This is a genomic window from Lysinibacillus sp. NPDC047702, assembly GCF_050272555.1.
In the GTDB taxonomy this organism is placed as follows: Bacteria; Bacillota; Bacilli; order Bacillales_A; family Planococcaceae; genus Lysinibacillus.
Genome location: NZ_JBNNMG010000086.1, coordinates 1 through 19,321, shown reverse-complemented (window position 1 = coordinate 19,321; position 19,321 = coordinate 1). Strand labels below are relative to the sequence as shown.

Here is a 19,321-nt window from a genome sequence, read left to right as displayed (position 1 = left end):
CCTCGCTGTGTTGTTTGGTCGTACTCTCAACTCTAGCGGATACAGATGTTTTTTTGTATTCTTTTTTAGCAAGAACAGATTTTGGTGTTGAGCCTAATTTACCATATATTATTTTTTTCGTTTCATTCGATATTTACAAAATAATAAAAAAGCTGTTCTAAAGCCATTGATGATGGCTTATAGAACAGCTCAATAATTTAATCCTCCACTCTTAAATCACATTCTTTCAGCGGAAGTATTTTTGTTTTATATTTGATTTTGTATCCAAACCATAACAATAAAAACAGCGGGATACCAATATAAGAAACGAGTATTCCATACCAATCAATTTTATCCCCCATAAAGGCCGTATAATTTTGTCCAATAACAACAATCATACAAACCGTAAAGGCAAAAAGCGGGCCAAATGGATATAGCTTTGCTTTATATGGCAGCATTTGAGGATCCAAGCCCTGCGCTTCGAAAGCTCGGCGGAATCGATAATGACTAAATGCAATGCCAAGCCAAGCAATGAAGCCGGACATTCCCGAGGCATTTAAAAGCCAAATATAAACAACCCCATCACCAAAAAAAGATGCTAAAAATGCAAGACAACCTACAGCTAATGTCGCCATTAATGCATAGATTGGAATACCGCGGCGGCTTAATTTTGCGAAAAATTTTGGTGCATGCCCGTCTACCGCTAATTGCCATAGCATACGAGATGATGCATATAGTCCTGAATTCCCAGCTGATAGCATGGCCGTTAAAATAATGGCATTCATTAAGGAAGCAGCAAAGGCAATACCTAGGCGATCAAACACTAGTGTAAATGGAGATACAGCGATGTCTTCTGATAGTAAACGTTCATCGGTAAATGGAATCAGCATCCCTATCGCACCAATCGCTAAAATATAAAACAAAAGAATACGCCAGAACACAGATTTTACTGCCTTTGGAATATTTTTTCCAGGGTCATCCGTTTCACCAGCTGTAATCCCAAGAAGCTCTGTTCCTTGGAATGAAAATCCTGCTGCAAGGAAAATACCAAATGTAGCAAGGAACCCCCCATGAAACGGTCCATCACTAATAAAGAAATTTGTAAAACCTACAGGTGCCTGTCCACCTAAAATACCAAAAATCATTAATAAGCTGATAATAATGAACACAATCACAGTTACCACCTTGATCATGGCAAACCAATATTCACTTTCACCATAGCTTTTTACAGATAATAAATTAAAGGTTAACACAACAGCAATAAATAATACTGTCCATAATGCCGATGAGCTATCTGGGAACCAATATTTCATAATTAATGATACAGCCGCAATTTCTGCAGCAATTGTGATAGCCCAGTTATACCAATAGTTCCAGCCAAGTGCAAAGCCCAAAGCTGGATCAACAAATTTCGTAGCATACGTACTAAATGAGCCTGAGGATGGCATATAGGCTGCCATTTCCCCTAAGCTTGTCATTAAAAAGTACACCATGACACCGATTAGGGCGTAGGCTAGTAATGCACCGCCAGGACCTGCCTGTGCAATGGCACCACCACTGGCTAAAAATAGCCCTGTACCAATTGTACCACCTAAAGAAATCATTGTAATATGACGGCTTTTTAATTCTTTTTTCAGCTTGGGCACTTTATGACCGAGCTGATTCACTTTTATTTCACTCACGATATAGCTTCCTTCCTAATATAAGAGGCAAAAAAATACCATCACATGAACACTGTGATGGCTAAGTAAATCCTCAGTTTTTTCTAAATGATAGCTCAACACGTTGTCCAAACGTGACAGTTCTGTTCCTTTCGGAGACAGCCCCAGCATGAGGTTTTCAAGTCCCCTCACACTTCGGCAGTATTTCCTTTCAGCTAATCTCGTCAATGCTTGTCATTTCCATTAGCATACTCATAAATACCGCGACCTCTACCTCAATACAAACATGAGGCATATAATTATTAAATTTATGATGTCTACAAGTTTAACATAAGACATTTTACATTTCAATACGACGAGTAAAGTTCTATATTTTATGAATATTCTACTATTTTGAATAATGTGATAAAGTAATATAGTGGTTCAATTATAATTGAATGTAAACAGGGGGGATTAATTTTGACAACAAATGAAGATTCCACTAGTTATCCTAGCAGGAAAATTAGCTGGAGAGGAGCTACCTTACTATTAGTGATTGGCGTTATTTGTATTGCCTCGACATTACGAATGCCTTTAACAGTTGTGGGACCTATTATTTCTTTTATACGAGAAGATCTAGGTATATCAAATGTATTAGCTGGATTTCTAACTACTATTCCACTTCTAGCCTTTGCGGTTATATCGCCATTTGCACCAGTTGTTGCACGTAAATTAGGACTTGAGCTAACATTATTTTTATCCACTATTCTTTTAGCAGTAGGTATTGTACTGCGCTCTCTAGGAACAACAAGTTTGCTCGTTTTTGGAACTATGCTAATTGGTGTTGCTATTGCATTTGGAAATGTACTTATTCCAGGATTACTTAAATTAAAATTTCCTTATCATGTAGGTTTGCTTATGGCATTTTTTACAATGTCCATGAATTTAACAGCTGGACTTGGTGCTGGGATTAGCTACCCTATTGCCCAATCATCTCTTGGCTGGCAAGGAGCACTGGCTATTGCACTTATTTTAGTTGTGTTAACCATTTTAATTTGGATTCCACAATTAAAGTTTAATAAGCCTGAGCCCGCTGTTAAGAAAACGAAAGAACGTATACCTTTATGGAAATCCCCTGTTACCTGGGCAGTAACAGGTGCTATGGGATTACAATCATTATTATTTTATACAACTGCAGCATGGATTCCTGAAATTTACATATCACAAGGTTTAGCTGCTGATCGTGCAGGCTGGATGTTCTCCATCATGCAATTTTCACAAGTTCCAATGGCTTTAGCTGTGCCAATCATTGCTAGTAAAATGGCGTCTCAGCGACCCCTTGTATTAATGTTTACAGCATTTTATTTAGTAGGCTTTGTTGGCGTTGTTATGGAGTGGACAAGCCTTGGGGTGCTTTGGATGATTCTATTAGGCTTAGCAGGCGGGGCTTCATTTGCCTTAGCCATGATGTTCTTCACACTCCGCACTCGCACAGCCTTTGAAGCAGCTGATTTATCAGGCTTTGCACAATCACTAGGCTATTTATTTGCTGCAATTGGTCCTATTCTTTTTGGCTACCTGCATGATCTATTTGGTGGTTGGAATATTGCAGGCTGGCTCTTTGTCGTTGTAGCTGTAATACTCTTCTTATGTTCATTTAGAGCCTCTAAAGATGAATATGTCCATTAAATTAAAGCAGATGGGAAAACCAGTCTTGTTTCCCATCTGCTTATTTCTGTACCTATACTTTTTTATTTATCAGATTGTGTACCATGCTGTTTTAGTAAGGTTAGCAGTTCATCCAGATCTTCTGCTGCTTCTTTGTTACGAGCATTGATAGCAGTAAAAATAGGAAGAGCCTCTTGTAGGAGTAAATGACTAAAATAATAATAGCCTAAAAAAGCCTGCTGCTCATAGCCCTTTGGCGTTTCCTCCTCCCACTCCAGCTCATCATCCTCCTCGTCTTCTGCCCATAAATATTTAACATCTAGTAGCTCCTGCATAGTTTGAACAGTATGTGCATAGTCTAGATAATCCTCAGTAATCACTTGAGCCACAGCTAAATAAAGCTCTATTTCTTCTAATGAAATATCCTCCGTATTTTTGCTAGCAAGATTTTTTAAAAGGATAAGTAAAACCCATGGCGTCACCTGCCATAGTGTACCTTGATGCTCAATTAATTCAGCAAGCTGCTGATATTGCTCCTGTTCAATCAGCTGTGGGATAGCTGTTCCTCTACCATAAGGTGTCGTCAATTGTTGCCATGGAATATTCGGGGTATTCTGGTTCAACATTTGGATTGCTCCTCTCCTGAAAAATAAGATAGGTTAAGTGTAAATGGTCATATGGGGATTGTATATAGGTACTAAGAGAGGGATTTTATACATGCTGCATGAATAGTGCTATGTAGTAACTAAAGGGGAAATTGTTGTGGTTGATGTAATTAATAGAGAAGTTTATAAGGTTTAATAGAGAGCTCTATTATAAAGCGAACGTATTCAGGAGCTGCTGGGAAAACGAACAGCCCCTTTACAGTTAATAACATGGCTTCTGATAAAAATAATTTGGTGTATGATAAATATTTACATAAGGTTTATGAAATATATGAGTCGTTGCAGGCGAAAGTGGCGGGATTAACCATGTCCAGTTGCCTGTCATTTCTCGCCCTGCGGAATCCTCCGCTTCTTCAAACAATTTAAACTGTTGAGCTGCTGTATGATGATCCACAATGCTCACTCCATCTTCTTTAAAAGAATGAAGAACAGCAATATTGAGCTCCACTAATGCACGGTCTCGCCAAAGCGAGATTTGCTTACTTGTATCAAAATTAAATATCTCTGCAATAGCTGGCAGCATATTATAGCGATCATGATCTGCTAAATTACGTGCACCGATTTCTGTCCCCATGTACCAGCCATTGAACGGAGCTGCTTGAAAATCAATACCTGCCATTTGAAAACGCATGCTTGAAATAATAGGTACGGCATACCATTTCAACCCTAATTTCTCCACACCCACTGACTCTGGATGACGAATTGGCACCTCTAAAATATATTCTGCAGGTATTGCAAACATCTGTGGAGCACGCCCATCAACCTGTACGACAAGTGGTAACACATCAAATGGTGTTCGTTGACCTTTCCAGCCTAATGATTCACATACTTTTGTAAATGCGATGGAATTTGAATCACCAATAACCCCTGTCTCCGTTTCATAGCCTGCATAACGAATTAGCTGATGATTCCATATCCGTACTCGATCCGAGGCAAACACGGTTATCGTTGGACGAATTTTACCTTTATTTGTTGCATACTCAATATGCTCTAGTAACTTACGAAAAATGTCCTGTTCATCTAAAACATCACGTGCATCTACTACATGCAGTGACTGCCAAAACAGGCGTCCAATACATTTGTTGCTATTACGCCATGCCACCCGTGCGCCAAAAATTAGTTCGTCTGTTGTTGGATAGTATTCTCCTGCATTTTGAATCTGTTGTAATCTATTTTCTAACCAAAGTTCTGATTCATTTTGCTCTACCTGATATAGATTTAAGAACTGCTTGATCTCCTGTATATTCATGTCGATTCCTCCACCTACCCTCATATTAGTGGAACAAAACAGGAAGCACCATGAAAATATCTATAGAAAAAACATACATATTGTATATATGAAATAGTTTGTTCAAATTTATGGAGGCTGTCATGTAATTTCATAGGATATCAAAAGTATATTTATCAAGCTCTAATTCATCACTAATTTCACTAAAATTATTTACGAGTGACTTTTGATTAATTGTTATGACTTTCCTCTATTATATATAGTCTCTATTATCCGAAATAATTTAGAATACCCAAAAGAAGCGCCATGTTTTATATATATGCAATTCACAGGCTCTTCTATATGGCATGGTTCTATTTTATTAGTTTAATTACACAGCAGATAATTCCTGTTAAATTACTAAAAAGATGATTGATTCCAAATTCAATAGTTTTCATTGTTTAATCTCTCCAAATAAAATCTCATTTGGGAAAATGTTAATATTATCATAAAGAATTGATAGGTAATCATTATTTTTGAAGGAGAAATAAACCTATTTGTCGAAATCTATTTTTTATGATTAAAAAGCAAATATTCTCTAAAAAAATATCGATTTTTCTAATTTCTGGGTTATTCTTTTGTTTTCTAACCTTTTTACACTTTACTTGGATGAATTTCACAAACATTTCAAAAGGAGTCAATGCCATACAAGGAACGGTAGATTTAAGGAGTATTGATACAAGCCATAATTTCAAAGTTAAGCTACAGAAGGAATGGGAATTCTACCCTAATGTCCTCCTCGCTTCTGAAAATGTCCAATCAGTTGAACAAAATAAGGTTTATACGAATCAGCCAGAATCTTGGGATCAATACTTTAAAAATAGCGAGAAAGCTCATTATGGTTCTTATCGTTTAAAAATTTTAAAAGAACACACTTCCTCTCAGATGTACGGTATTACGATTCCTGAAGGTTTAGCACCCTATGAGCTTATATAGACGGTCAATTTATTGAAGGATTAGGAAATCTTACGACAAATCTTACTCAAAATGCTCCTATTGGCAGACCTATAACTTACTTTTTTACGTTTGATACTAATGAAAGCGAAATTATTATACAAGGCGTTCAAACAAATCCTTATGAACAAGGTGGGTTTCAACGAGAAATTATTCTTGGCGATCTACACTCAATGGAACAATCAACGTCCTTTTCCATTGAAACTCAAATGGCCGTTTGTCTAGTCTTTCTAATTTACCTACTATTTACAATTTTGCTTTGGGGTATAGGCATTCGAAATAAAACTTTATTTTATTTTGCCATGATTACTATTTCAGCTTGTTTAACGATACTCACTTCTAGCAATAGAATATTATTTAGTTATTTACCTATAAATTGGATTTGGGCAAACAAACTAACGTATTTCTCTTACATACATAATGCGTTGTTTTTTGTTTTATTACTACGTGAATTGATGAAGGAATACTCTAAACCTAAAATATTAACTATTGTCCCATTGGTATGTACTTTCTATTTATCTTTTATTGTAGTAGCGCCCATTGAATATATTTTTAAAACCAAATTGATATTTATAATACTTTTTATCGTCTCTCCTATTATTATAACTATTTTCACATTGATCATAGCTTTAAAAGGGCAGAAAGGCGTGATATTTTTATTATTAACAGGTACAGCAGTGGTAACCAATTCATTATTTTTACCTATAAGACAGAATACAACATTACCTTATAGTCATTATCCTTTTGATATATTTATTGGTGTAACTGCATTATCCGCATTTTGGTTTACAAGCTATTTTCAAACAACTTTACAAACAGAAAAACTTTCTGTGAAATTACAAAAAGAAATAAACACAAAGGATGATTTTCTAGCAAATACCTCTCATGAACTGCGTAACCCTTTGCATGGCATGATGAGTATTGCCCAAACGATGTTAGCTAAGCAGGTAGATAAAGAAGATCAAAATGATTTAAAGCTAATGGTAAGAATCGGAAACCACATGACCCACATGTTAGATGATTTATTGGATTTAGTAAAATTAAAAGAAAAAACGCTTCAGCTACAACCAAAACCTTTAAATGCTTATAACCTCGCAAGTGGGGTCAGTAATATGTTTCGTTTTATGCTGAAAGGAAAGCCAATTGAACTTATTGTGCGAATACCTATTAATTCACCATTTGTTTTTGCCGACGAGACACGACTTATTCAAATTTTTGCGAATTTAATTCATAATGCCATTAAATTTACTGAACAAGGTTCCATTACGATTGATGCTGAAGTAGTTGGGAAACAATTATATATTTCCGTTACAGATACGGGAATTGGCATTGATAAAAATATGCAAGAAATCGTATTTGAGCCCTATGAACAAGTGGATTCGACAATGACATCCATAGGTGGTGGCCTTGGATTAGGTTTAAGCATTTGCCATAAGCTTGTTTCCTTACACGGGGGAACAATGTCGGTATCATCTACTATCGGCGTTGGCTCAACCTTTACTTTCTCATTACCAATAGCGAAGTCGCAGAATGTGGAAGACAGTGAATTAAATGTTGAGAAGGACACTGCATTCATCAAATATTCATTTTTAAATGATTTTTCGAGAGAACACAATATTGCTGCTACTACAGAAACGAACTCTTTAATAACTAGCCATGCAAGAATTCTCATTGTTGACGATGACGCTGTAAACTTACAAGTACTTGTCAATGCATTTTCAACGGATTCCTTTGAAATTGAAACAGCTTTAAGTGGGGTAGAGGCTCTCGATATGCTTCAAAACAATAGCTATGATTTAGTTATTTCTGATATTATGATGCCGCATATGTCTGGCTATGATTTGGCCAAGCACATTCGCGAAAAACTTTCTATCTCAGAGTTACCAATATTGTTCTTAACAGCTCGACAGCAAAGTGAAGATATTCAACTTGCCTTTTTAAGTGGCGCCAATGATTATGTTAAAAAACCAATGGAATATATGGAGCTTAAATCACGTGTTCAAGCTCTTATTCAAGTGAAGCAATCTAGCGAAGAGCGTCTGCGCATTGAAGCTGCATGGCTTCAGGCACAAATTCAGCCACACTTTTTCTTCAATACTTTGAACTCTATTATTTCTTTACATGGTGTAGATGAGGAGAAAATGGAAGAATTACTACTTGCCTTTAGTGATTATCTACAAACGAGCTTCGATTTCCAAAATGTCGATTTAGTCGTGCCAATCGACTATGAATTAAAGCTCGTTCGTGCCTATCTTGCCATAGAACAAATACGCTTTGGCGATAAAGTTCAAGTAATATGGGACATCCCTGAGAATATAGAACTGTCCGTCCCTCCACTGTCCATACAGACACTTGTCGAAAACGCCATCCAGCATGGCATTTTACCCGACGCGGAGGAGGAACCGTGACAATTCACATTGTAGAGACTGAGCAACACTTTAACATAACCATTTCCGATAATGGCGTTGGCTTTGATAACAATGGTCCTAAAGAGAAAAGAAGCGTGGGCCTCGTCAATACCCAACAGCGCCTAAAACAATTATTTGGCGTAGAATTAACCATAGAAAGCGTGGTTGGACAAGGCACAACAATCTCCTTACAAATTCCTAAATAAAGAGAGGGCGATGTCGAGTCTATCCGTCTCTATTGAAAAAGCAGGCTAAGGTTTCCCCTAGCCTGCTTTTGCTATATGTCTTATTTTGAAAGTTGCTCGTCCCCATCTTCATCAATAAAATAAGTATGAGATTTCGCTGCTTCCTCAATTTCTTTGAATGCCCAGTGTGTTGCTTTTACATCTGGGAAGCTTGGTGCTGTTACGCCTTGTAGCGGACCGCGCTCAAACATGCGGTTCATCATGATCACCGCTTGAGCACGTGTTAAATATTCTTCTGGCGCAAAGCTACCATCCTGACGACCGTTGATGATGCCTGCCACACGGTTCGCTTCGATTATCCATTGTGCCCAATGACCTTTTGTATCGTTGAATGTAATCGCTACATTCTCTTCGATAGGCAGTTGCTTAAAGTTCGCCACTACCGTTGCCATTTGTGCACGTGTAATGTTTTCACTGGCACGGAAGTTACCATTAATATCGCCATTCATAATGCTACGCTCTTTGACAAAGGCAATAGCTCCCGCTGCGTAATGATCACTTGGAATATCCTTAAATGGTGCAGTGTTTACTGGTCCATCTGTATAGCCTAAGATACGCGCAATCATTGTTGCCACTTGAGCACGTGTTACGTTTTTCTCTGGACCGAATGTGCCATCTGGGAAGCCCTTAATGTACGCTTCATGCTCTTTTACTTCAAGAGATGGTTTTGTTTCTTCGACCTTATTCACCTGAATAATTGTGAATGTGCTGAACTTCTCTACTGTAAAGCGTAAGCCTAGCTCACCCTTCGCCATTGTTACTACCTCAGGGATAACGACTTTCTTCTCCCCATCGGAGTGTTCAATAAATACCGCTAATTGCTTCAGGAATGCCTCACGCTCTGCTGCACCCGTTGGGATTTTCACGCCTTTTAATGGCAATGTTACCTGCGCAGGACGACTTGGCATATTTGTTTCGATTGTCATTGGACGTGCTACCACATGCACATCATTGCTTTGCAGTGTTGCTCGCACAACGCGCTCTGCACGTGCACGCTCTTCAATCGCTTGACGCTCGCTTTCCTTTTTCACGGGTACTAGACGGAAGTAGAAGTTATCGTCAATGCCCTGCATTGAACTTACTGGAATTGCAATATGTCCGTTTTCTGATGAAATTTCTAACGCTATTCCGTTATCGCGTAATAATTTCAAGGATTCTTTTGGAATTTCAACTTTCGCTTCCTTCACTTCATCATTCACATCTGGTAATACGATACGCGCAATATCGTTACCGATTGCTTTTGCCTTTGCCACAGCTTCTTTTGCATTGGCTTCTGTCAGAGCAACAAAGTCTGTGATATCGCCATTGGCATGCTTAGTACGCTCAATCTCTACAGTAGTTTTTTCCAGTGGTTTTTCGCCATCGATTTCAAGCTCCACTTGGATTTTTGTTTTTGTGTCACCCGGTGTCGGTGTTATTGGTGTTGTCGTACCACCGTTACCTGAATTCCCACCACCTGGATAAGATGTATCAGCTTGACGATAGATTTTCACGGTATAGTGTTTCTCGTTACCATTTGCATCTTTTACTGTAATGACAAGTATGTTTTCGCCTACACGCAATGGAATTTGTCCAATACTGCCTGGCTGCCCATTAACTGTTGTTGTGACTGTAGCACCTGCCTCTACTGGAATCGCTGTAAAGTCAATGACTGATGTTGGATAGCCAACTGTCATTGTGTAATCTGTTACCCCTGTTTGGAAGTTTGGACTTAACGTACCTGTAGATGGAGTTAATGTACCTAGCCCTTTGCCTAATTTCACAAGTGCATTTTGTGCCACCGTTAATGCTGCTAATGCTTTGTCTACTTCTCCCTGTGTTGCATTTGGATTCGTCAGCACTTCATTCGCTTTCTTTAAAGCCTCTTGATACTGTGCCCAGCTTGTTGGCGTATACTCACCTGCAACTAAGTTTTTAGCGTCATCCACCTTTTGCTGTAGTGGTACTTTGTTTACTATTGGTGTTGTTGCCACTGTAAATGTATGTTTTTTCGTTACCGTTTGTTGACCATTTGTTGCTGTTGCAATAATTGTATATGTGCCATCTGGTAAACCTGTTGGTGGTGTATATGTCCATTCACCTGTTAGTGGATCGACTGTTGCCGCCACATCTACCAGCAGAGACTCATCCTTGTCATTTTTCAAGACAATCGTCACAGTAGATGGTGTTGTGGTTACATCCACCTTCCCACCAATTGTTGGCTGCGGATTAGCTGTTACTGCGTCTGGCTTCGTAATTTGGAACGCTGCGCTGTATGGGTCCTCTGCCACCATTTCAAAATTCTCTACAGGCGCACCTGTCGCTCCCTTACCTTTTAAATTACCTGCACCATTATAAATAACCTTCACTTCTTTATTCGTTACGTCTGTGCCATTCGGTAATGTAAAGATCACCTTTTTACTATCAGTTGGATCAACTTCAAATGTCGGTGTTACTGGCGTTCCATCCACCATGACAGTAAAGCCTGTTAAATCTGTTAGCTCTACTTCTTGATTGAATGTCAGTGTCACTTTATTACCTTCAGATACTGTTTGTGTCAGTGCCACACTTGTTGGTTTTGGTGCTTTTAAGGCATTTTGTGCATCTTCTAATGCCTGTAATGCCGAATTTACCTCTTGTTGTGTAGCAGTAGGATTCGTTAACACTGCTTTTGCCTCAGTTAATTTCTCCTGTAATTTTGCCCAGCTTTCTGATGTGTAATGTGTTGGTGTTAAGCCTTCTATTTCTGTTACTTTATTATGAAGGGCTGTTTTATCAACAATTGTTAATGGCTTTGTTTTTGTAACTGTCTTATCGTTTTTTGTAGCTTTCACTTCAATTGTATAGTCACCTATTGCTAAATCTAATGAAGGTGTATATGTCCAATTGCCGTTCCCATCAACACTAGCCATACCACCTGCATTTGGTACTATATTTCCTAGTTTATCTTTTATCACAACTTCAACATTTGAACCAGCTTCAACTTCACCTTTTATGTCCGGTTTTGGCTTTGCTACAATCGTAGTACTTGGCTCGTTGATTTTTAAAGAAGTTGCAAATGAATTTACTGCCTCTATTTCAAAATTCCCAACTGGCAGATTATTTGTGCTACCTTTTAAGTTACCAGAGTCTTTTTCATATTTCACCTTAATAACTGATTCATTTGTAACATTTTCATTTGTTGGTAATGTTAAAATTATCTTATTACCATCTATTGTGTGAGTAACACTTTGTATAGGAATCTCTTTTCCATCTTTCGTAATTGTAAAGCCATTTAAATCTGTTAAAGTCACACTTTGATCAAAAATTAAGGTCACTTTATTTTCATCAGTGATTGTTTGTGTTAGGGTTGCTGTTTCTAGTTCAGGCTGTGTTGTCACAAGAGTAAAATATTGACCATCTGTGAACGTTAACTTTGTTGTATAATACTCTTTTCCATTAATTGTTTTTAACGTTAATGGATATTCTTTTGCTGCACTAAAATCTGTATCACTATCCCCTACTAGCAATGCTCCTTTTTCTGGTAAGGCTGCTTTAGGAATGGCAAATTCTACTTGTCCAACATTTCCTCTATTTTGCACTTTCCAAATGCGTTCAGTATGTGCTCTATCACCAATTGGTTTAGTATAAGTAAATGGTTGATTATTATCTCCCCACATTAAATATTGCATATCAGTTGAAAAAGTTGCTACATTATTAGAGTTTTTATCACTAATTTCACTTAAACCAATAATCACTTGATGACCAGGGTTTGTGCTGTTACTTTGCTTCTGCAATAATCCACCATTATCATCACGCGCAATCCCTGCGATGCTATGATAATACGCTGCATTTGTAGTTGCGTTCCATAGTACGCTTGTATCAGAAGCTAAATAATCTGCCTTTTTACTATTCGTAGAAAGTCCCTCAACTCCAAGTGTATAGCCATATTTAATAGCAAGATATGAACTTATTTGTTTGCGTTCTGTATCATCCAGAGCACGGTCATACACAATAATATCGCCAATTGTTCCTATCCATTCTTCTGGTCGACCACTTCCAATAATACGTCCTACTCGTGCCTGTGTCTTAGCGGTATTCCAGCTCTGAGGTGCTTTACCTATTTGTGTCGTTTTGCTATATAACGCACCATTCGTACCATCGTATGTTGCCACCAGTTCATTTGGCACATTTTTTTGCCAGAAACCATCCTCACTTGAGAACGAGCCTCCATAAATAGACATCGCACCTTTTGTGGTTCCACTAAGCTGGAGCATGCCTATCATATTACCCCCAGAAGCAGTTCCCCATGAAATGATATAACGATTATCGGCTGTATTGTTCTCTGATGCTGCTACAGCTACAATTGTTCGTGATGAATTACCCGTAGGAAGTTTATTGACATCAAGATCAAAATACTTATTATTCAGCTCTAACATCGGATTAAAATTCACATTATACTGTGCATCATTACGGTACATTGGTTGCAGAGTAGTTGTACTCTGTGTAGCATGATTGCCAACATTACTTTGATCTTGCCATTCAGATACTGTTTTTCCACTTTCAACACTAATTCCCTTATCGGGGCGAAGCCATAAAACTGCACCATCTACACCAGCTGGGGATGATATTGGTGTATCATTTGTTGCTGCTTTTGCCTTTTGTGGAACACCAACAAAAGAGATACTACTTGCGACTAGTGCTGTGGCAAGAAATGCGTTGAGGGAGCGTTTCCACCATTTTTGTTGCTTTTTAGTTTGCATGTTTGTTCCTCCATTCTTTGAAAAAGTGCCATAAAATTCTTAGTAAAGAGCTACTCATCCTCCTTTTATGAACTAAATTAACTCCAAAAATCTGAGGTTTTTCAATATTTCCTCACACTTAACTATAGAACATCGACCTATACAAAATATTTACATCAGAAATTTGGCACAATGTGCTCTTTTGACATTGGTTATACAACTTCTACAACATAAAAAATAGGCAATGTCGTTATTGCACATCACCTTTTTTCTCACAAAATTTCTATTAACTTTACAAGTCTTCAGCTTTCATAGGACAGCTGATTGGATTTCTTTTTATGATTAAACAAATATATAATTAACTAATATCAAATATCTTTTTATTAAAAAAGGAAAAAATTCTTTTAAACAAAGTTGAACAGTTTTAAAGAGGAGTGAGTTATGAAGAGAAGAATCTATGCGCTAAGAGAGTTGTCATGAGAACCGCTTTTTAAGTTTTAGATCGATTAATTCCAAATCCTCTTCATTCTCATACTAAATAACATATTAATCTAAATTTTCACCTGCAAAATCGCGCTCATTTGTCTCCATTTTTGATACCATCTTTCAATTTCCTCACTTGGCTCCATTGCTACTTGCTTCTTTAGCATTTTCTTTAATAACCAGTATTGTTCCTCAACAGCAGCTGCATTGCTCAGTAAATCGTAGAGCTTCATCAAGGTAAAATACCTTTCTTCCTCATCAGGGAAAAATGACTGAACCTTTACTTGCACCTTTACAGCAGCAAAGTAGTTCTCATTTTTAATATAATATTTACTTAATTGTTGTGCATGGTATAACCATAAACGTCTTAGTCGTTCCCTTTCGCTTTTTGACCATAAATAATCACTATCACCCAAATAATTGCCTGAATAGGCTTGGAATACCTGCTCATGTGCCCTTATTGTAGTCAATTCAAGCGGAGGTAAAGACTTTAATTGTGTTAACCATTGTTCCACATCGATTTCCACATCTTTCAATAATAACTGATAGCCTGATTTCAATAATGGACTGGAAATTTCCACTCCGTCTAATCCATAATTCTCCAAAGTTTGACGGATGGTATAAATAACTGTGTAAAGCTGCTTAGAGGCCTTATCCATATCAATTTCTGGCCAAAGCAGCTTCAAAATGAGGTCTCGTTGAATGATTTCATTGCGATGGGTAAGCATATAAGTAAACAATTCCTTTGCTTTTGATGTGCGCCACTTCATTACTTGCGCATTTCCATCAGGCATTACTACCTTTATACTTCCTAACAGTTGAATCATTTTTTGCCTAGTTGTGTTTGGTTGTTTTTTTTCGATAATCTTTTGAAGTCGTTCCAATGTTTTATGTAAACGTGGCTTTTGCACAGGCTTTAATAGATAGTCTATGGCATGCAAATTGAAAGCTTCTATCGCATATTTGTCAAAGACTGAAGTAAAGACAATTTCTATGTTTGGTAATAGTTCCCGAACCCTTTTACCAAGTGTTAGGCCGTCCATATCAGGCATTACTATATCTAAAAATACAACATCTGGTTGCATTGTTTGTATTTGAGCAACCACTTCTAGAAAATTTGTATATTCTCCAACTATGTCGACTTCCGAGACATTACTTTTTTTAAGTAAGTTTTTTAGTCTTTTTAATGATTGATTTTCATCATCTACTATCACAATTTTCATAACATCCCCTCCTTAAAAGTTAGTCTAGAAAACAAGTAAAGGTTATCACATGGGTCTATACAACTTCTACACAACTCCACTTATCATTGGAAAATTTTGTATTTTAATTGGATATATTACATAGGTAATTCCATCCTAGCAAATACAAAAAAGATGACCAGCTCGGCTAAAATTAGCTTGCTGGTCATTAACCTTTATTGATGAGGTATTAGAATAAAAAAAGCTATTGGAAATTTACTTAATCCTTTGAAAGCTGAAAATGTTAACCTATTGATTTTATTTTCATTAATACGGCTAGTTCCTACACGCTCATCTGCAATAGATGTTGCTTGGAATAAAGTAGTCTCAAAATTATAGTTAAACAAAAGAAATTCCACGCACACTCATTCACTTCATTTCTAATTCGCAGAAATGTTAACTTCAAAATAATATAGAGCAGTTAGATACACAATGCTATTAGAATGACTACTAATACTGATAGTCACTTAACCGCTAAAAATGAAAGTGACCAATATAATTATAGTGTAATAATATTGGTCACTTTTCCCCTCTTTATATACAGTCACCTTTAACCTTATATGAAATAGTTTTATAGAGGCTGTCATGTAATTCCATAAAATATCAAGAGCTAATTTATCAAGCATATTGAAAAGGAACAACTTAGGAACAAGTGACAATTACTATATATTTTCGTTTTGAGAACTAAGGAACGTATCACAATAAATTTGTTGATCTTTCTCTATACCTTTTATACGTGCATACGTATTACCGAATTCACACATTGTGTTTAATACTGGTACAAATGATTTTCCTAGATCAGTTAAGCTGTATTCCACTTTTGGAGGTACTTCTTTAAATACTTCTCTTTGTACAAGTCCATCTCTTTCTAACTGTTTCAATTGATCTGTTAGGACTTTTTGTGTAATTCCAGGTATAAATTCGTAAAACTCTTTTGTCCTTACTGATTTTTGGCTCAAGAAAAAGAGTATCAGACATTTCCACTTTCCACCTGCAATGTTCATAAAAATGTTGATTCCAGTATTATAGTTAACCATGTGCTTGTGCTTTTCCTCCTAAATAGGCACTTAAAAGTGGCTATACCACATTTTTGTGCGTTATTTTCTTATTTATTATTGCTTACTATAATTAAAGGTGCAATAAATAAAATTTCGGAGTTGATAAAATGAGTGTAAAAAATATTTTAGAAAAAAGACGTTCAGTTAGACATTATGATCCAAGTTATAAAATTAGTTCAGAAATTCTAACCTCATTAATTGAAAGTGCAAGTAAGTCACCTAATGGAAATAATATTCAAGCTACTCGATACTTAATTATTGATGAACCAGATTTAAGAAATTTATTATTGCCTATAGCCTTTAATCAACAACAAGTGATAGAGGCTTCAACATTAATTGTTATGTTAGGTGATTATCAGGCATTTGATAAAGATAATATTATTAAGATACATGAAGAAGGCTTTCAGGCAGGTTATTTTGATGAATCACTAAGAGATTATCTAGCGAATGCTGCCATAAATTATTATGAAAATAAATCTAAAGAAGATCTAGAACTAGAATTAACTAGAGATGTAAGTCTTGCGTCAATGTCATTAATTTTGTTAGCAAATGAAGCTGGTTTTGAGACAATCACTATGTCAGGCTATGATTCTAAGAAATTAAAAGAAATCTTAAATATTTCCGAAAGGTATTTAGATGTTATGCTTATAGCTATTGGTAAAGGTACTAAAGCTGGTCATAAGACCGTAAGACATAATGTAAATAAAGTAATGTATAGAAACCAAATCATTTAGGTGCTCTCATAGTATCTGATTATGTTAATAGGTAGGCAAAGAAATAATGTATTGTTGATGTAAGCAAAAATGACCAGTTACTCATTTAAAGTGAGTACTGGTCATTTATTTATATGATTTAAATTGTAAGTCTTCACCTTGTGTTTCAAGGCTTAATTAACCCACACAAATGATTTCTTCTTTATAAAATTAAAATTATTTACCTCAGACTTTGAACTGTCTACAGATTCATTAATTGGCTCTATCTAGTGCAGGATCGCACTTTCTAATGCACTATGATTATTCCTCTCAAATGACCATGGTTTCATTTAGGATGGTATTATAATTTTTGGCTTATAATTTCACTATTTTATAAGGCAATTGATTGACATACATAAAGAAAAAAGCATGTAACACACAACTGTGCTACATGCTTGATGACCCGTACGGGATTCGAACCCGTGTTACCGCCGTGAAAGGGCGGTGTCTTAACCACTTGACCAACGGGCCGTGGCTCCGAAGGCAGGACTCGAACCTGCGACAACCTGATTAACAGTCAGGTGCTACTACCAACTGAGCTACTTCGGAATAATGATGGGCCTAAATGGACTCGAACCATCGACCTCACGCTTATCAGGCGTGCGCTCTAACCAGCTGAGCTATAGGCCCATTTTGGAGCGGGTGATGAGAATCGAACTCACGACATCAGCTTGGAAGGCTGAGGTTTTACCATTAAACTACACCCGCAAATAATGGTGGGTCAGGACGGAATCGAACCGCCGACACTTAGAGCTTCAATCTAATGCTCTACCAACTGAGCTACTGACCCGAAATGGAGGAGGTAGAGGGATTCGAACCCCCGCGCGGTGTTACCCGCCTGTCGGTTTTCAAGACCGATCCCTTCAGCCAGACTTGGGTATACCTCCAAAAATATTAAAATGGTGGAGCCTAGCGGGATCGAACCGCTGACCTCCTGCGTGCAAGGCAGGCGCTCTCCCAGCTGAGCTAAGGCCCCAAATAAAATAAAGATGGTCGGAATGACAGGATTCGAACCTACGACCCCTTGGTCCCAAACCAAGTGCTCTACCAAGCTGAGCTACATTCCGAAATCATAATATGGCGCGCCCGACAGGAGTCGAACCCATAACCTTCTGATCCGTAGTCAGACGCTCTATCCAATTGAGCTACGGGCGCATATGTATCTATAAAAATGATGAGCCATGAAGGACTCGAACCTTCGACCCTCTGATTAAAAGTCAGATGCTCTACCAACTGAGCTAATGGCTCAAATTAAGAAATGAATGGCTGGGGTACTAGGATTCGAACCTAGGCATGACGGAATCAAAATCCGTTGCCTTACCGCTTGGCTATACCCCAATTTTAAAATGGGGCGACTGATGGGAATCGAACCCACGAATGTCGGAACCACAATCCGATGCGTTAACCACTTCGCCACAATCGCCACTATATATGATAACAGCTGTATATGAACGAGTACCTCAATACCTGGCAGGGGCAGTAGGAATCGAACCCACACCAAAGGTTTTGGAGACCTCTATTCTACCGTTGAACTATGCCCCTAAAATGGTGGAGGGGGACGGATTCGAACCGCCGAACCCTAAGGAGCGGATTTACAGTCCGCCGCGTTTAGCCACTTCGCTACCCCTCCAAGGGAATGGTGCCGGCGATAGGAGTCGAACCCACGACCTACTGATTACAAGTCAGTTGCTCTACCAACTGAGCTACACCGGCAAAATAATGGCGGTCCCGACCGGGATCGAACCGGCGATCTCCTGCGTGACAGGCAGGCATGTTAACCGCTACACCACGGGACCTTTTTTGGTTGCGGGGGCCGGATTTGAACCAACGACCTTCGGGTTATGAGCCCGACGAGCTACCACTGCTCCACCCCGCGATAATGATATATACTATTTATAAATTTAATGGTGGAGGATGACGGGCTCGAACCGCCGACCCTCTGCTTGTAAGGCAGATGCTCTCCCAGCTGAGCTAATCCTCCACAAAAAAATAAGCGAAGCGACGTCCTACTCTCACAGGGGGAAGCCCCCAACTACCATTGGCGCTAAAGAGCTTAACTTCCGTGTTCGGTATGGGAACGGGTGTGACCTCTTTGCCATCATCACTTCACTTATTAAATTGAAAGAATTATTCTTTCAAAACTGGATAAACGGTGCATTGAATGTCTCAAACATTTTGGTTAAGTCCTCGATCGATTAGTATTCGTCAGCTCCATGTGTCACCACACTTCCACCTCGAACCTATCTACCTCATCGTCTTTG

Annotated in this window: 11 protein-coding genes, 18 tRNA genes, 2 rRNA genes and 1 riboswitch; of the genes, 5 read left to right on the top strand and 26 right to left on the bottom strand. The window is 37.9% G+C overall.

The annotated features are described in order from the left end of the window. Positions 1-197: 197 nt before the first annotated feature. Positions 198-1,661, bottom strand: a complete 1,464-nt coding sequence (locus ACQKIM_RS25495; RefSeq protein WP_427549233.1) for an amino acid permease — start codon at positions 1,659-1,661, stop codon at positions 198-200. 83 nt (positions 1,662-1,744) lie between these two features. After that, positions 1,745-1,921, bottom strand: a riboswitch (Lysine riboswitch). Between the two features lie 178 nt (positions 1,922-2,099). Between ACQKIM_RS25495 and ACQKIM_RS25490 the strand changes: the two genes are divergently transcribed. Beyond that, positions 2,100-3,308, top strand: a complete 1,209-nt coding sequence (locus tag ACQKIM_RS25490) for a CynX/NimT family MFS transporter (protein WP_427549231.1) — start codon at positions 2,100-2,102, stop codon at positions 3,306-3,308. A gap of 62 nt (positions 3,309-3,370) precedes the next feature. Here ACQKIM_RS25490 and ACQKIM_RS25485 read toward each other — a convergent pair whose 3' ends face one another. Then, positions 3,371-3,913 carry a hypothetical protein gene (locus ACQKIM_RS25485; RefSeq protein WP_427549230.1) on the bottom strand — a complete coding sequence of 181 codons (543 nt, stop codon included), beginning with the start codon at positions 3,911-3,913 and terminating at the stop codon, positions 3,371-3,373. Positions 3,914-4,154: 241 nt separating this feature from the next. Then, a complete protein-coding gene (locus ACQKIM_RS25480) occupies positions 4,155-5,201 on the bottom strand; it encodes a nitric oxide synthase oxygenase (protein WP_427549228.1) in 1,047 nt (348 codons plus the stop codon). Positions 5,202-5,735: 534 nt separating this feature from the next. Here ACQKIM_RS25480 and ACQKIM_RS25475 point away from each other — a divergent pair. The 3 genes from ACQKIM_RS25475 to ACQKIM_RS25465 all read left to right on the top strand — a co-directional run bounded on the left by ACQKIM_RS25475 (position 5,736) and on the right by ACQKIM_RS25465 (position 8,787). Then, complete coding sequence (locus tag ACQKIM_RS25475; protein WP_427549226.1) at positions 5,736-6,155, top strand: hypothetical protein; 420 nt, start codon at positions 5,736-5,738, stop codon at positions 6,153-6,155. A gap of 191 nt (positions 6,156-6,346) precedes the next feature. Next, entirely contained in the window at positions 6,347-8,581 is a 2,235-nt protein-coding gene (locus ACQKIM_RS25470; protein ID WP_427549224.1) for an ATP-binding protein, read from the top strand. Next, the gene (locus ACQKIM_RS25465; protein WP_427549222.1) at positions 8,578-8,787 is read left to right on the top strand and encodes a sensor histidine kinase; all 210 of its coding nucleotides are present in this window, start codon (positions 8,578-8,580) and stop codon (positions 8,785-8,787) included. The genes ACQKIM_RS25470 and ACQKIM_RS25465 overlap by 4 nt, the downstream gene beginning before the upstream one ends. Before the next feature lie 80 nt (positions 8,788-8,867). Here ACQKIM_RS25465 and ACQKIM_RS25460 read toward each other — a convergent pair whose 3' ends face one another. The 3 genes from ACQKIM_RS25460 to ACQKIM_RS25450 all read right to left on the bottom strand — a co-directional run bounded on the left by ACQKIM_RS25460 (position 8,868) and on the right by ACQKIM_RS25450 (position 16,287). Further along, entirely contained in the window at positions 8,868-13,547 is a 4,680-nt protein-coding gene (locus ACQKIM_RS25460; RefSeq protein WP_427549221.1) for an S-layer homology domain-containing protein, read from the bottom strand. Between the two features lie 530 nt (positions 13,548-14,077). After that, positions 14,078-15,232 (bottom strand): response regulator, encoded by a 1,155-nt coding sequence (locus tag ACQKIM_RS25455; RefSeq protein ID WP_427549219.1) that lies wholly within the window; start codon positions 15,230-15,232, stop codon positions 14,078-14,080. Between the two features lie 680 nt (positions 15,233-15,912). Then, the gene (locus ACQKIM_RS25450) at positions 15,913-16,287 is read right to left on the bottom strand and encodes a winged helix-turn-helix transcriptional regulator (protein WP_427549217.1); all 375 of its coding nucleotides are present in this window, start codon (positions 16,285-16,287) and stop codon (positions 15,913-15,915) included. 128 nt (positions 16,288-16,415) lie between these two features. On the opposite strand from ACQKIM_RS25450, the gene ACQKIM_RS25445 reads away from it, so the two are divergent. Beyond that, positions 16,416-17,042, top strand: coding sequence for a nitroreductase family protein (locus ACQKIM_RS25445; protein WP_427549215.1), 627 nt, complete (start codon positions 16,416-16,418; stop codon positions 17,040-17,042). Between the two features lie 417 nt (positions 17,043-17,459). Here ACQKIM_RS25445 and ACQKIM_RS25440 read toward each other — a convergent pair. From ACQKIM_RS25440 to ACQKIM_RS25345, 20 genes are all read right to left on the bottom strand, one after another. Next, a tRNA-Glu gene (locus ACQKIM_RS25440) sits at positions 17,460-17,531 on the bottom strand. A 1-nt stretch (position 17,532) separates the two neighbouring features. Next, positions 17,533-17,609, bottom strand: a tRNA-Asn gene (locus ACQKIM_RS25435). 7 nt (positions 17,610-17,616) lie between these two features. Continuing rightward, positions 17,617-17,690, bottom strand: a tRNA-Ile gene (locus ACQKIM_RS25430). A gap of 4 nt (positions 17,691-17,694) precedes the next feature. Further along, positions 17,695-17,768, bottom strand: a tRNA-Gly gene (locus ACQKIM_RS25425). Between the two features lie 6 nt (positions 17,769-17,774). Next, positions 17,775-17,850, bottom strand: a tRNA-Phe gene (locus ACQKIM_RS25420). 4 nt (positions 17,851-17,854) lie between these two features. Continuing rightward, positions 17,855-17,947: transfer RNA gene (locus tag ACQKIM_RS25415), tRNA-Ser, on the bottom strand. Positions 17,948-17,960: 13 nt separating this feature from the next. After that, positions 17,961-18,036 (bottom strand) — tRNA-Ala (locus ACQKIM_RS25410). A 14-nt stretch (positions 18,037-18,050) separates the two neighbouring features. Continuing rightward, positions 18,051-18,127: transfer RNA gene (locus ACQKIM_RS25405), tRNA-Pro, on the bottom strand. A gap of 11 nt (positions 18,128-18,138) precedes the next feature. Next, a tRNA-Arg gene (locus ACQKIM_RS25400) sits at positions 18,139-18,215 on the bottom strand. A gap of 20 nt (positions 18,216-18,235) precedes the next feature. Next, positions 18,236-18,308: transfer RNA gene (locus ACQKIM_RS25395), tRNA-Lys, on the bottom strand. Between the two features lie 15 nt (positions 18,309-18,323). Continuing rightward, positions 18,324-18,398, bottom strand: a tRNA-Gln gene (locus ACQKIM_RS25390). Positions 18,399-18,407: 9 nt separating this feature from the next. Then, a tRNA-His gene (locus ACQKIM_RS25385) sits at positions 18,408-18,483 on the bottom strand. Between the two features lie 45 nt (positions 18,484-18,528). Next, positions 18,529-18,602: transfer RNA gene (locus tag ACQKIM_RS25380), tRNA-Trp, on the bottom strand. Positions 18,603-18,606: 4 nt separating this feature from the next. Continuing rightward, positions 18,607-18,690: transfer RNA gene (locus ACQKIM_RS25375), tRNA-Tyr, on the bottom strand. 7 nt (positions 18,691-18,697) lie between these two features. Further along, positions 18,698-18,773 (bottom strand) — tRNA-Thr (locus tag ACQKIM_RS25370). A gap of 7 nt (positions 18,774-18,780) precedes the next feature. Continuing rightward, a tRNA-Asp gene (locus ACQKIM_RS25365) sits at positions 18,781-18,856 on the bottom strand. Positions 18,857-18,861: 5 nt separating this feature from the next. After that, positions 18,862-18,936: transfer RNA gene (locus tag ACQKIM_RS25360), tRNA-Met, on the bottom strand. 29 nt (positions 18,937-18,965) lie between these two features. Continuing rightward, a tRNA-Val gene (locus ACQKIM_RS25355) sits at positions 18,966-19,041 on the bottom strand. A gap of 12 nt (positions 19,042-19,053) precedes the next feature. Further along, positions 19,054-19,169 (bottom strand): 5S ribosomal RNA (rrf, locus tag ACQKIM_RS25350). Between the two features lie 66 nt (positions 19,170-19,235). Then, positions 19,236-19,321: ribosomal RNA gene (locus ACQKIM_RS25345) — 23S ribosomal RNA — on the bottom strand; the annotation flags it as partial.

Bases quoted from the DNA above. Each gene is read 5' to 3' on its own strand.
- ACQKIM_RS25485 (WP_427549230.1), bottom strand. From the start codon at position 3,913: ATGTTGAACCAGAATACCCCGAATATTCCATGGCAACAATTGACGACA.
- ACQKIM_RS25480 (WP_427549228.1), bottom strand. From the start codon at position 5,201: ATGAATATACAGGAGATCAAGCAGTTCTTAAATCTATATCAGGTAGAG.
- ACQKIM_RS25475 (WP_427549226.1), top strand. From the start codon at position 5,736: ATGATTAAAAAGCAAATATTCTCTAAAAAAATATCGATTTTTCTAATT.
- ACQKIM_RS25470 (WP_427549224.1), top strand. From the start codon at position 6,347: ATGGAACAATCAACGTCCTTTTCCATTGAAACTCAAATGGCCGTTTGT.
- ACQKIM_RS25460 (WP_427549221.1), bottom strand. From the start codon at position 13,547: ATGCAAACTAAAAAGCAACAAAAATGGTGGAAACGCTCCCTCAACGCA.
- ACQKIM_RS25455 (WP_427549219.1), bottom strand. From the start codon at position 15,232: ATGAAAATTGTGATAGTAGATGATGAAAATCAATCATTAAAAAGACTA.
- ACQKIM_RS25450 (WP_427549217.1), bottom strand. From the start codon at position 16,287: ATGGTTAACTATAATACTGGAATCAACATTTTTATGAACATTGCAGGT.
- ACQKIM_RS25445 (WP_427549215.1), top strand. From the start codon at position 16,416: ATGAGTGTAAAAAATATTTTAGAAAAAAGACGTTCAGTTAGACATTAT.